Here is a 13,436-nt window from a genome sequence, read left to right on the forward strand (position 1 = left end):
CGGCAATACGATTCCGCATACCGCCCAAAGGCAAACTGCTTCGGGCAACGAAGACGGAATGCCGCTCTTACAAAAAAGTGATTACCCATGATTTTCATCGTCTTAGGCTTGGCAGTCATCCTTGCCGTCATCGCCTACAATATGTACCAAGAAAACCAATACCGCAAACAGGTGCGCGAGCAGTTCGGCCACTCCGACAAAGACGCGCTCCTGAACAGTAAAACCAGCCATGTGCGCGACGGTAAAGAATCCGGCGGCAAAGGTCTGTTCGTCAAAAAAGCGAACAAAGCCCAAGAAGCCGCGCTGCGCAATCTGCAAGAACAAGACGAAATCTTCGCCGCCAAAGCCAAACTCGCCAAACCTTCCGCCATCAAAACCGATGTCGAGTTGGCGATTGAAGACGACTTTACCGACGAGCCGGTACAGCATACCGTCATCGGGCTGAACAACGAAATCACTACCCAAGCCGCCAGCGACGAGCCGGTCAACCTGCCGTCCGCCGCCAACCAGCCTTTGGTCAGCTTGGACGAATTGTCTCAAGTCGAATTGCCGTGGTTTGACCCGCGCTTCGACTACCTCGCCTACATCGCCCTCTCCGAAGCGCAAGAGCTGCACGCCCTGCCCCGTCTGTCCAACCGCCACCGCTTCCAAATCATCGGCTGCACTATGGACGACCGCTTCCAAGTTGCCGAACCGATTCCGAGCGTGTATTACCAAGGTTTCGTTGTCGGCCTGCAAGCAGTCAGCCGCAACGGTTTGGCGACCCAAGAAGAATTGCAACAGTTCAACCAACAGGTTGACACCTTCGCCCAACTGATGGGCGGCAAAGTCCTCCACACCGATTTGGCGGCATTTACCGAAGTCGCACAGGCATTGGATACCTTCTGCGCCCGCGTCGATCAAACTATCGCCATCCACTTGGTTTCACACAGCAACATCAGCGGCGTTGAACTGCGCGCTTCTGTTGAAAACCTCGGCTTTGTATTGGGCGAAGACGGCGCATTCCACTACACCGGACAAATCGGCAGCCCGATGTTTGCCATCCACAGCCTCACAGGCGACGCATTTACCAACGCCCTCTTGGACAACCAGTCCTACAAAGGCTTCAGCATGTTGCTCGATATTCCGCATGCGCCCGCCGGCGAAAAAACCTTCGACCTCTTTATGGACTTGGCGGTACGCCTCTCCGGTCAGTTGGGCTTGGATTTGGTCAACGACAAAATGGAAGAAGTTTCTACCCAATGGCTCAAAGACATTCGCAATTACGTCTTGGCGCGTCAGGAAGAAATGCTCAAAGTCGGCATCAAACCCGGCAGCAAACAAGCCCTGCGCCTGTTCTCCTAAAATCGAATCCAATCAAAGCGGATATGTCGTTACGGCATATCCGCTTTTTTTCGGGTAAAATTCAGCTGTTTTCAACCTATCATTTTTCAGACGACCTTTGCCTGTATCCTCCTGTATCAGACAAAGGTCGTCTGAAAACCCTCCTCCATGAATCAAACCGTACAACACATCCGCCATCTCACCGACCTCCTCAACCGCTACGCCTACGAATACTACACCCTCGATGCGCCCAGCGTGCCCGATGCCGAATACGACAAATTATTCCGCGAACTCGAAGCGTTGGAACGAAACCATCCCGAGCTCAAACTGCCCGACAGCCCGACCCAGCGCGTCGGCGGCGAGCCTTTGGCGGGATTTGCCGAAGTGCGCCACGAAGTGCCGATGCTGTCGCTGACCAACGCCTTTTCCCCGCAAGGTGAAAACGGCGTGTTCGACCATGCCGAAATGTACGCTTTCGACCAACGCGTGCGCGACGGCTTGGACGGCGGCAATCCCGAATACGTTATCGAACCCAAATTCGACGGCCTCGCCATCAGCCTGCTTTACCGTGACGGCGTCTTGGTACAGGCGGCGACGCGCGGCGACGGCACAACGGGCGAAGACGTTACCCAAAACGTCAAAACCGTCGCCAATATTCCTCTTCGACTGCACGGTGAAAATACGCCCGAACTCATCGAGGTACGCGGCGAAGTGCTGATGCTCAAAGCCGACTTTGCCGGGCTCAATAAACGCCAAGCCGAAAACGGGCAAAAACCCTTTGCCAATCCGCGCAACGCCGCCGCCGGCAGCCTGCGCCAACTCGATTCGCGCATCACCGCGCAGCGCAAATTGCACTTTTTCCCCTACTCCGTCGCCCGTCAGCAAGGCGGTTTCGCAGCCGAAGAACACATCCAAGAACTCGCCTATTTCCAAGAGCTCGGCTTCAGCCTGCCTTACGGCAATTTCGGATGTTTCAAAAATATCGGCGAAGTATTGGCGTTTTACGAACAAATGCAGCAAAAACGCCCTGAGCTGCCCTATGAAATCGACGGCATGGTCGTCAAAGTCAACAGCTTGGCGCAACAGCGCGAACTCGGCTTCATCTCCCGCGCGCCGCGCTGGGCGATTGCCCACAAATTCCCCGCCGAAGAAGCCTTGACCGTCGTCGAAGCCATAGACGTGCAAATCGGCAGGACGGGCGCGGTAACGCCGGTTGCCCGATTACAGCCCGTCTTCGTCGGCGGCGTAACCGTCACCAACGCCACCCTGCACAATCAGGACGAAGTATCGCGCAAAGACGTGCGCGTCGGCGACACCGTCGTCGTGCGCCGCGCCGGAGACGTGATTCCCGAAGTCGTGCGCGTGATTTTCGAACGCCGCCCGATGCAGGAAACCGCCGTTACCGTTTCAGACGACCTCAGACATCAGCAAGACGACTTGTTTGCCGAAACACCGTCCGCAAACCAAACCCAATCCGTTCCGCTCCACAAGCCCTACCGCCTGCCGACCCATTGCCCCATCTGCCGCAGCGAAATCGAACGCGAAGAAGGCGAAGCTGTCGCCCGATGCAGCGGCGGCATGCTTTGTCAGGCGCAACGCGCGCAAGGCTTAATCCACTTCGCCTCGCGCAAAGCCATGGACATCGACGGACTCGGTCAAAAACAAATCGAGCAATTTGTCGCCCAAGACCTCGTCCGCCACTTCGCCGACCTCTACCGCCTCGACATCCCGACCTTGCAAAAAATGAAGGAAACGGTGGATAAAGGGTCGTCTGAAAACGAAAACGGCGACGCAGAAACGGTTTCAGACGACCTGTCTGAACGCAACACCCAAAACGGCAAAAAACAACCGACCAAGTGGGCGGAAAACATCCTCGCAGGCATAGAAGCCAGCAAAACGCCCGAACTTGCCCGCCTCCTGTTCGCGCTCGGCATCCGCCACGTCGGAGAACGCACCGCCAAAACGCTGGCGCAGGCATTTGGATCGCTGGAACACGTCCGCCGCGCACCCGAACCCATCCTCGCCTGCCTGCCCGACATCGGCACCGTCGTCGCCCGCTCCATCGCCCACTTCTTCGCCCAAGACGCGCAGCAGGCGATGATAGACGAGCTGCTCGCCGCAGGCGTTGCCCCGCAAACCCAAGCCGTTACCATCCCGCCTGCCCGCCATGCCGAGCCGCAACGCTGGATTGCCCGCCTGCCCGGTTTCAAAATCAGCGAAAACAAAGCCCAAGCCTTATGGGAACTCGCCGGCAAAAGCATAGAAGGCCTGCAAACCGACAAAGCCCTCCCCGCCGACTGGCAAACCTGGCGCAGCGAAGCACAAAACGCCGCTCTGCTCGAAAACCTGAAAACCTTCTTCGCCCAAACGTCGTCTGAAAACCAAGAAGCAACGGTTTCAGACGACCTCAATGAAGCCGTAACAGGCAAAACCTTCGTGTTAACCGGCACCCTGCCCACCCTCAAACGCGACCAAGCCCAAGCCTTGATCGAAGCCGCAGGCGGCAAAGTTTCCGGCAGCGTGTCCAAAAAAACCGACTACGTCGTCGCCGGAGAAGCCGCCGGCAGTAAGCTGGAAAAAGCCAATGCCTTGGGTGTGGCGGTTTTGAGCGAGGAAGAACTTTTGGCGATGCTGGGTTGAGGATTTATTGAGAGCATTCAAAGAGATAACCAAACCGGCTTGCCCGATCGTCCAAATCCTTGATTCGGTTTTCGACCGACTTTGGCAACTTATCGGGGAATGAACACTCTAAGTATGTTGAATGCCTTTTAGATGCTGTTATTCGCCTGCCGCCGAAAGCGTGACAACCAAGTCAATCATATGCAACCGAGGTCGTCTGAAACCTCGATTCCACATTTAAATTGAAGGGAACTACATGAAACCGATTAAAAAAGCCGTTTTCCCCGTAGCCGGCATGGGTACGCGCTTTCTGCCCGCCACCAAAGCCAGCCCGAAAGAAATGCTGCCCATCGTCGATAAACCGTTGATTCAATATGCGGTAGAAGAAGCAGTAGAAGCCGGCTGTACCGAAATGGTGTTCATCACCGGCCGCAACAAACGCAGCATCGAAGACCATTTCGACAAAGCCTACGAGCTGGAAACCGAGCTGGAAATGCGTCAAAAAGACAAACTGCTGGAACACGTCAAAGACATCCTGCCTTCCAACATTACCTGTCTTTACATCCGTCAGGCCGAAGCTTTAGGCTTGGGACACGCCGTATTGTGCGCCCGTGCCGCAGTGGGTGACGAACCCTTCGCCGTCATTCTTGCCGACGACTTGATTGACGCGCCCAAAGGCGCGCTGAAGCAAATGGTCGATATCTACAATCAAAGCGGCAACAGCGTTTTGGGCGTGGAAACCGTCGATCCATCGCAAACCGGCTCGTACGGCATTGTTGAAGTGGAAAAACTGAAAAGCTTTCAACGAATTACCAATATTGTCGAAAAACCGAAACCCGAAGAAGCGCCGTCCAACCTTGCCGTTGTCGGCCGCTACATCCTGACCCCGCGCATTTTCAGCCTTCTGGAAAACCTGCCGCGCGGTGCGGGCAACGAAATCCAACTGACCGACGGCATTGCCCGCCTGTTGGATCACGAGTTCGTCCTCGCCCATGCCTTCGACGGCAAACGCTACGACTGCGGCAGCAAACTGGGTTATCTCGAAGCCACTGTCGCCTACGGCTTGAAACATCCGGAAACCGGCGCGCAGTTCCGCGAACTGCTGAAACAATACATGCCCCAATAAAGCAAATGACAAAAGGTCGTCTGAAAGTTTCAGACGACCTTTTTGTTTGTACGGATACACGGTTTTCTGTGTATAGTGGATTAACTTTAAACCAGTACGGCGTTGCCTCGCCTTGCCGTACTATCTGTACTGTCTGCGGCTTCGTCGCCTTGTCCTGATTTAAATTTAATCCACTATAAAAACCGAAGTGCAATGCTTAAAGCTTAAAGCGGCCCCCGCAAATCTTCCTGCGTATTGCAGCTGAAAAAAACATGTTCCAAACCAAAATGCACCGATCTCGCCCGTTGCTGATGCAGCCAGCCGCTCAAGGTTTTCATCCCCGAATACAGATACGGGACGGTGCTTTGCAGGATTTGCGGACGGATATACATTACGTTGTAATGCGGCGTGACCGGTGTTTCCACATAAAACGCATTGCACAAAGGCGTGCGTTTGGAAACCGTTTCAAATTTCGCCACCAAATCAGGCGGCAGCGCAGGCATATTGCACGGCACCACCAGCAGCCAATCCGCCGCCGCAATCTGCAAATCATTGGCAGCCGTACACAAAGCCGCCAGCGGTCCCAAATGCTGCCATTGGCGCGAATCGGCAAAAACATGCGCGCTGCGGCGTGCATATTCTTCCAAATTCCGGTTGGCGCTGATAGCGATGTGTTCAACCTGTGGACTTACCGCCTCAATAACATGATCAATCAAAGGCTTGTCACGCCACAACGCTAATCCTTTATCCGCCCCTCCCATTCGCTCACCTTGCCCGCCGGCCAATATCAATGCGAAGGTTTTCATTTTGGTAGTCCTTTGTGAAGTCTCTGGTTTTGTGTGCCCATACTGTTAATCGGCTGATTCTTATCTTTTTAATTCATGGATGTTGTGTTTCGACCTATTCCCTGAGAAATCGGCATATCGCTCGAGGTCGTCTGAAAAGACGATTGCCCACTATAAAATTCATATAAAGTGAATTTTATCATAACACGATTTTACATTAAAGCTAATCTCTTCTCATTTGCGCCAAATTCCGTTTCGGACAGGTTGTTTCCCCGCTTAAAGAATGATATGTTTATAACATTTGGCAACACAACGCCCTTCCTTTATTCCATGAGCTTACGAACCCTATTTTCAGGCGGCTTGAGCCTGTCCTCACGATTAAAACTGCTGACTGTCTTGTGGGTTGGTTCGGCCTTGTTGTCCGTCATCCTGACCCTGATTTTATCGCTGAGGCTGGAAAACGCAGCGACCGTCATTGAAGATGCCGGCAGCTTGAGAATGCAGGTTTATCGTTTGGCTTACATGGCAGGCGAGCGCACTCCGCAAGCGCAAATAGACAACCAGTTACGCGAATTTGAAAAGACGCTTCTGCGCATCACCACCAGCGATGCCATCTATCCCCTGATGCCTTCGGAAACACCGCCGGCGTATAATCTCATACAGTCCATGCTCTTAATCGACTGGAAATCAAACATCCAACCCGCGCTGAAACATTACCGCAGACCGACGCAGATCGAACTCTACCGCTTTGCCGGCAATATCGAATTGTTCTTACAGGCATTGGAAAACGCCAACGAAAAAAACACCTTGTGGCTGCGCCGCTTTCAAATGGCGATGATGCTGATGATTTTTGTCGCCGCAGGTTTAATGATCGTATGGCACTACGCTTGGATTATCCGTCCGCTGGAAACCCTGCGTGACGGTGTAGAAACCATCAGCCAAGGCAGATTCGGCGTACAAATCGATACCGAACAGATTCAAGAGTTTGCGCAAGTCAGCAAAGGCTTCAACCAAATGAGCAGTCGTCTGAAAGTCCTCTATACCGACTTGGAAGGACAAGTCGCCAGACAAACCCAAGACCTCGCCCGCCAAAACCGTGACCTGACCCTGCTCTACCAAACCACGCGAGACCTGCACCAAACCCTTACCCCGCGCGAAGCAGCAGAAGAATTCCTCGCACGGACCCTGCCAGCCGTTTCCGCAAGCGCAGGCAGCATCCGCCTTTTAGACAACGACCGCAAAAACACAAACCTAGTCGCCTCCATCGGTTTGTCCGAAGCAGAAGGCGACGATTCGGACACCGAACAAACCCAACCGGACGAAAAAGCATCCGAATTCAAACACAGCGCCGTTTTTCCCATCACCTATCAAGAAGAAGAACTCGGCATCCTGACCCTATATTTTTCAGACGACCCCACACTCAACGACAACGACAACGAACTCCTGCGTACATTATGCGGTCAATTAGGTGTATCCATCGCCAGCAGCCGTCTCGAACAAGAACGGCGCCTACTTGCCGTACTCCAAGAGCGCAACCTGATTGCACAAGGCTTGCACGACAGCATCGCCCAAGCATTAACCTTCCTCAATCTGCAAGTTCAAATGCTCGAAAGCGCGTTCCACGCCGACCAAAAAGACCAAGCCGAAGAAAACATCCGCTTCATCAAAGACGGCGTACAAGAATGTTACGAAGACGTGCGCGAACTTCTGCTGAACTTCCGAACCAAAATCAGCAACAAAGACTTCCCGGAAGCCGTAACCACCCTGCTGTCCAGGTTTAAACGCCAAACCAAAATCAATGTAGAAACAGTATGGCAGGACGACGGCCGCACATTAAACGATGACGAACAGCTGCAAATCATCTTCATCCTGCAAGAAAGCCTGTCCAACATCCGCAAACACGCCAAAGCCCAACACGTCAAAATCAGCATGCTCAACCAACAAAACTTTACCCTGAGCATCGAAGACGACGGTATCGGCTTTAACCCGCAACACCTGCACAAACTCTCCGGCGAACATGTCGGACTCGGCATCATGCAAGAGCGCGCACGCCGCATCAATGCCAACCTAGACATCCAATCCCAGCCCGAACAAGGCACAACCGTTACCTTAACCTTACCGCAACACAAGAGAACGACCCATGACTATTAAAATCATCCTCATCGACGACCACACACTCTTCCGCAGCGGCATCAAAGCACTACTCTCACGCCAAAGCGACTTTGAAGTCATCGGCGAAGCTGCCGACGGCTTGTCCGGCGTCAAAATGGCGGAACAGCTCAAACCCGACGTCGTCTTACTCGACCTTGACATGCCCGTCATGAACGGACGCGAAGCACTGGCACAAATCTTGGGCGTCAATCCAAACCAAACCGTCATCATGCTGACCGTTTCCGAAGACAGCGACGACCTGACCGAATGTATGCGCATCGGCGCACGCGGCTTTTTGCTGAAAAACATAAACGCCGACTTCCTGCTCGACAGCATCCGCAAAGCCGTCGACGGCGACAACGTCTTCTCTCCCGAAATGACCACACGCCTTGTTCAATCCCTGATTTCCCCGTCCGCACCACGCACCGACCAAGCACTCGCCACCCTCACCCCGCGCGAACTCGAAATCCTCGGCTACCTCGCCGCCGGACACAGCAACAAAGTCATCGCCCGCCATCTGGACTTGGCAGAATCCACCGTCAAAGTCCACGTCCAAAACCTGCTACGCAAACTCAACCTCAGCAGCCGTGTCCAAGCCGCCGTTTACGCCGTCCAACACAAAGTCCCGCAGCCTGAAATTAATTAAACGGCTCAGGATGCCGATGCGAAAGCGGTAAAAACAAAAAAAGGTCGTCTGAAAACAGGTAGAACGAATTTCGCTCCAACGTTTTTCAGACGACCTTTTCCATCAAACAGGTGTAGAAATGAAGATACTGATTTATTTGGTTTTACTTCCCATTAGCTTGCTTGTCCTACCCCATCTCATCGGCTTAATGCTCCCCAAAACACGCCGACTCAGCAAAACAACCATATTCGACGCACCGATAGACCGTGCCTACCAAACCATTGCCGACAATCAACATTGACAATACTGCTCTTCTTTGGACAATTTACAAATTATCAGCCAAAAAAAGACAAAGAAATTTGGCTCGAAACAACAGGCAAAATAACCATCCGATTTATCACCGTAGAAAAACGCGAACCAGATTATTACGCCTTTAAAATGGAACACCAACTGTTTCATGGCACATGGACAGCCGAATTAGAAGCCATATCCGCCAACCGCACCCTCTTTACTGCTACCGAAAATATCCGCTACAAAAACCCAATCATTCGCCTCATAGCTTACGCATTGATGGATTTAGACACAGCAATGCAAACCTATCAGGATGATTTGGATAAAGAATTGAGAAGAAGGCAAACAACTTCCAACCCAGACTTTTTAGACGAACAACTGCACTGATCGAAGCCTATATCCCAAAACACCACCAACCATAAAAAATAAAAAAGCCGTCTAAAATGACGGCTTTTTTGTATCCCATAACTGTCCCAGCATGTCGTAAGTATATGTTTCATATGATTATAATGGTGCGGCGGAGAGACACAAACCAAAGGATTAATGCATTGTTTTATATCATTAAAATAATAAAGAAATGAGGATATACCCCCAAACAGCCCCCCCCCATTTTGTCAAAGTCAAAATTTTTCAGGGGCGTTTTGTGGTATTTCTGCCAAGCTGTGAAATATGGTCGGATTGTAACACCAGTAATCACGCGCCGTCTTGTGGGCTGCGTTTGCCCTTTTCTTCCAGCCGTCCAATATTGCCTTTCAGGCGGCTTTTGTTTGTATCGGCTCTGTCAGTCATGCGCCCACACAAAAAAAGCGTATATACAAAAAAAAACGCAAAAATCGTTTGTTACCTTGTTACCAATGGCTGAAAGGCTTGCCAGTCATGGCTTTCTTGGTAACAAAATACATATCTTAACCTTGTTACCGTTTGTTACCGCTCCTGTTTTTTAAGCGTAACCATATGAATATAAAGGGATAACAAATGGTAACAAGTCGGTAACAAGTAAATTTATGTTCATTTGTTACCGTTTTTTCTTTATTTTTATATTGATATTCATATGGTTATAAATGTTAAGTTTTGTGGTAACAAAGGTAACAAGTGATTTTGTCTCGCGCATAGGGTTTTATCTGTCCGTGCGTCCTGGTCTTCTTTCCCTTTTTATGGACTCTAAAAATTCGTTGTATGGCTCGCGCGCGCGTATTGGTCTTGAAATTATTTATTCCTCGTCTGTCTTTGTCGGTCATAGCAGAAACAGGGCGTAATTGCGCTATAAGCGCGTTTTACCGTTTGGGTATGGATTGGCATTAGGTAGGGGTTGAATAGCCCTAATTTTCGAGAATTGGGGGCTTTGCCATCGGTTTTATGGCGTATGGAATGGTTTACCTGAAGTAATGGACGTAAAAAAGCCCGCCTGTATCAGTCATGGCGGGCTTGGTGGGCGTTTTGAATTAACCTCATGCAAACGGTCAGTCGTCCAGTTCCATATCGGGGGTCAGAACATAATACCAGCCGCTCCCTTTGCGCTGGTGTTGGTAGCCTTTGTTTTTGTGGTTGTATTTTCAGCAATCCCCCGTCTAACAACACACGGCAAACTTTTAATTCATCGAAACTTTGGGCGATTTCATCGGCAAAGACACGGCGGATTACCCACAATTCTAATTTCTCCCCCTCCTGTTTCCGATAGCCTGCATGGTCTTTATTGGTGCTTTTATCGCTCCAATCCGTAAACCTCATACCTAACGCGTATAGGTCGATAAAGTCCTCCGCCTGCTCGATGATTCGGCGGTCTTCGTGTTTCCCCGCTCCGTTGACTTCCAGCCATTCGTCAAAGCATTGTTTCACGCCTGCCATGCCTACGCCTGCGGCTAAACCGGTAACGGGGGCGGCAAGCTCCAAAGCGGCGGCGGCAAGGGCAAAGCGTTTTGCCACTCTTCGCGCCTGTCCTGACAGTTCGGGGATGGTTTCCATAAATGCGGTCATGCGCTCGTTTGCCTGCCGTTTGGCTTGCTCCAGGTCGTCTGAAAGCTGTCGAATGAACGCTCTGCCCGCCGCTCCGTGATATTGTTCGGCGGATTGGGCGATATGTTCGCTCAATAATGCGCCGCTCTCGAAGCCGTGCAAGGTGTCGTAAATGCCGTATCGGGCGGCGGCTCTGATACTGGGCAAACGGGCGGCTTGCCCTGCGTTCCAATCGCCTTTGTGGTGTTTCAGGATGGAATCGGGGGTCTTTTCGCCTGTCGAGAACATCATCACTTTCCAGCGGCTCAAGGCGCGGTTGCCGCCCTGTTTTGCGCCCTGTACTTTGTTGATTCCGTTCATGACGCTGTAAACGGTGTCGCCGATGACATGGGGGCTTGCCTGCCCGATTTCGTCCAACACCAGCAAGCCGTCATTGCGGGCGGCGGCGGTATTGGAAAAGCCTATTTTCGTACCGCTCCAAGACAACAGGCTGCCCGATGGTCTGCCCCATACGCTCAAGGCTGCTTTTGCGGCGGTGGTCTTGCCGTCGGATGAATCGCCCGTCAAATGGAAGCCGCCTGATTCTTCGCTCAACAGGGACAGCAAGGGGGCGGCAAAGGACGCGCCCAATGCCAAGCATAGACGGCTGTTTCCCGCTGCGTATCGGGCGATATTTTGCTGCCAGTCGCCAAGCTCTCCGTTTGGTCGGTATGCCGCCGCTTGGCTGGTGTCGCCGTTGTAGATGACGGCGGGGGTTTTGCCGTCTGCCGTGATGGTTTCGCCGCTGGGCATGATGTAGGTGTCGCCGTGCCAGCCCGCGCGGTCGGTAATGGTAAAGGCGGTACGGCTGCCCTGTGTCTGCAAATAATCTGCCAGTCTTTCCCTTTTTGCCCGCCCGCTCATGACGGTTAAGCCGTAACTCTGCAAACGCTGCCAGCCTTGAACCGTGCCGATTTCCGCTTGCGGGATGGCAGCGGTCTTGGTTTGGCGTGTGATTTTGTCCTGCCAGCGGATAACGCGGTAATACGCGCCGTCGTTGTCCTGCCCCGTGCCGATGATGTCGATGGGGTCGGAAAGCAATAGCGGCTCTGCTTCGATGGCTTCGCCGTCTTTGCCTGTCCTGACGTTTATCCACCATACGCCCCGATGGTCGGTATCGAAGCGGGGGCGCGGACGGTATGGTTCGATGTCGTTGATGTTGTAGTCTTGGGTACTTTCCTGCTTCGCTGTTTCGGTATTTTTCATGCTGCTTTTCCTCCGATGGTGTGTTTCAGGTTGTCTGATTGGTTTTCAGACGACCTTTTTTCTTTCAGTTCGTCCAATGCGTCATAGCCCAGTGTGTCGCTCTGCCATATGCGCGCCTTGATGCCCTGTTTGATGGCTCGGACTGCCAAATCATGCGCGGCTTTGAAACCCACGGGGCGCGGGGTGTCGTTATCGGCAATAATCACGATTTCCTTGAGGTCGTCTGAAAGTCGGTATTTCGCCATGCTGTTTGCGCTCAAGGCGGCGGATAAGCCCCAATCGCGGGCTTGGAACAGTTCGCGGGCGGCAAGGGCGGTTTCTATGCCTTCTGCGATGACAAGCCGTCCGTTTTCAGGGGTGGGTAACAAGTGAACCGCCAGCCCTGAAATGCTGCCCTGTTTGCGGCTTTGCATTTTCTTGGCAGGCAGGGCTTCGCCCGTTTCGGGATGTTTGATTGCCAGTTTTCGATAATGCGGGGCGTGTAGCCCGTCTTCTCCGTATGGCTTGTCATGGATCGTCTGAAAATAGGTCATGTGCAAGCCTTGAAGCTCGCCGCCTGTATCGCGGATGGCGCAAACCATACAGGGAAAACGACCGATGAAAAGCGGCGCATCTTCCCCCATCGTCCAATAATCCGCCTCTCTCAGAAAACGGACGTTTTCAGGTAATTGCGCCATATCCAAACCGCGTGATTTCAGATACTGCACGGCGGGGGAATCGGCGGTTATCGGATCTGCCCCGTTCCACAATGCGGCAAGTTTGCCGATTTGGTCTTTTTCGGGGAGTGGCTGCTTCTGCGGGCGTGTGGGCGGTATCGGTAAGGGGTTTGCCCCGCCCATGTTCAACACGCCCGCTACGGCGCGCAATGCCTCGTCAAAACCGCAATTCAGGTAATGCATTACCAAGCCGAAACCGTCGCCCGCGCCGTTGTGGTAATGGCTGCAAATGAATGTGCCGTTGCCGTCCTTATCGTCATATCTGAAACGGTCTTTCCCTCCACACGCGGGGCAAGGCTGGTGTTTGTTTTTCAGGTATCGCGGGTCTATGCCGATGGCGGCGTGAATTTCCTGCCAGCGGTATTGCGCGGCGGCTTTGATGTCTTGATAGGTCGGTTTCATTGTTCCATCTCCCCTGTTACAGGTTCTAAAACCACCCCCGCCATCGGGTCGGTCTCCCATATGGTCGGCGTTGTCTGTATTGCCTGCTCTGTTTCTGCATGGGCGGGCTGGTTACAGGCTCGGATTGCCAAAGCCAAAAGCAACACCCAAAACACCAGCAAGGCGCGGTTAAGATACCGGCGGAAACGGTCGGATTTATTGGTCTGTTTCATGGTTTTATC

11 protein-coding genes are annotated in these 13,436 nt (G+C 52.6%); 7 read left to right on the top strand and 4 right to left on the bottom strand.

The window, feature by feature from the left end; translation table 11 throughout:
• Positions 1 to 87 precede the first annotated feature (87 nt).
• From ACMYUL_RS14430 to galU, 3 genes are all read left to right on the top strand, one after another.
• Positions 88 to 1,344 (top strand): cell division protein ZipA C-terminal FtsZ-binding domain-containing protein, encoded by a 1,257-nt coding sequence (locus ACMYUL_RS14430; protein ID WP_415771362.1) that lies wholly within the window; start codon positions 88 to 90, stop codon positions 1,342 to 1,344.
• A 147-nt stretch (positions 1,345 to 1,491) separates the two neighbouring features.
• Complete coding sequence (gene ligA / locus ACMYUL_RS14435) at positions 1,492 to 3,963, top strand: NAD-dependent DNA ligase LigA (RefSeq protein WP_415771364.1); 2,472 nt, start codon at positions 1,492 to 1,494, stop codon at positions 3,961 to 3,963.
• A gap of 235 nt (positions 3,964 to 4,198) precedes the next feature.
• The gene (gene galU, locus ACMYUL_RS14440) at positions 4,199 to 5,068 is read left to right on the top strand and encodes a UTP--glucose-1-phosphate uridylyltransferase GalU (RefSeq protein WP_003760224.1); all 870 of its coding nucleotides are present in this window, start codon (positions 4,199 to 4,201) and stop codon (positions 5,066 to 5,068) included.
• Between the two features lie 203 nt (positions 5,069 to 5,271).
• Here galU and ACMYUL_RS14445 read toward each other — a convergent pair whose 3' ends face one another.
• Entirely contained in the window at positions 5,272 to 5,853 is a 582-nt protein-coding gene (locus tag ACMYUL_RS14445) for a molybdenum cofactor guanylyltransferase (protein ID WP_415771366.1), read from the bottom strand.
• A gap of 309 nt (positions 5,854 to 6,162) precedes the next feature.
• Between ACMYUL_RS14445 and ACMYUL_RS14450 the strand changes: the two genes are divergently transcribed.
• The 4 genes from ACMYUL_RS14450 (at position 6,163) to ACMYUL_RS14465 (ending at position 9,286) form a co-directional block, all read left to right on the top strand.
• Complete coding sequence (locus ACMYUL_RS14450) at positions 6,163 to 7,983, top strand: histidine kinase (RefSeq protein WP_415771368.1); 1,821 nt, start codon at positions 6,163 to 6,165, stop codon at positions 7,981 to 7,983.
• Complete coding sequence (locus tag ACMYUL_RS14455; protein WP_049224090.1) at positions 7,973 to 8,629, top strand: response regulator; 657 nt, start codon at positions 7,973 to 7,975, stop codon at positions 8,627 to 8,629. The genes ACMYUL_RS14450 and ACMYUL_RS14455 overlap by 11 nt, the downstream gene beginning before the upstream one ends.
• Before the next feature lie 118 nt (positions 8,630 to 8,747).
• Positions 8,748 to 8,909, top strand: coding sequence for a hypothetical protein (locus tag ACMYUL_RS14460; RefSeq protein WP_415771370.1), 162 nt, complete (start codon positions 8,748 to 8,750; stop codon positions 8,907 to 8,909).
• Positions 8,906 to 9,286, top strand: coding sequence for an SRPBCC family protein (locus ACMYUL_RS14465; RefSeq protein ID WP_415771372.1), 381 nt, complete (start codon positions 8,906 to 8,908; stop codon positions 9,284 to 9,286). Before ACMYUL_RS14460 ends, ACMYUL_RS14465 begins: the two co-directional genes overlap by 4 nt.
• A 1,023-nt stretch (positions 9,287 to 10,309) precedes the next feature.
• Here ACMYUL_RS14465 and ACMYUL_RS14470 read toward each other — a convergent pair.
• The 3 genes from ACMYUL_RS14470 to ACMYUL_RS14480 are packed head-to-tail and all read right to left on the bottom strand — an operon-like array spanning position 10,310 to position 13,427.
• On the bottom strand, positions 10,310 to 12,097 hold the full coding sequence (locus tag ACMYUL_RS14470; protein ID WP_415771374.1) for a DUF927 domain-containing protein: 1,788 nt from the start codon (positions 12,095 to 12,097) through the stop codon (positions 10,310 to 10,312).
• Entirely contained in the window at positions 12,094 to 13,215 is a 1,122-nt protein-coding gene (locus tag ACMYUL_RS14475; protein WP_415771375.1) for a primase-helicase zinc-binding domain-containing protein, read from the bottom strand. Before ACMYUL_RS14475 ends, ACMYUL_RS14470 begins: the two co-directional genes overlap by 4 nt.
• On the bottom strand, positions 13,212 to 13,427 hold the full coding sequence (locus tag ACMYUL_RS14480) for a hypothetical protein (RefSeq protein ID WP_016687846.1): 216 nt from the start codon (positions 13,425 to 13,427) through the stop codon (positions 13,212 to 13,214). Before ACMYUL_RS14480 ends, ACMYUL_RS14475 begins: the two co-directional genes overlap by 4 nt.
• Between the last annotated feature and the right edge of the window lie 9 nt (positions 13,428 to 13,436).

This window comes from Neisseria sp. CP9, assembly GCF_047758525.1.
In the GTDB taxonomy this organism is placed as follows: domain Bacteria; phylum Pseudomonadota; class Gammaproteobacteria; order Burkholderiales; family Neisseriaceae; genus Neisseria.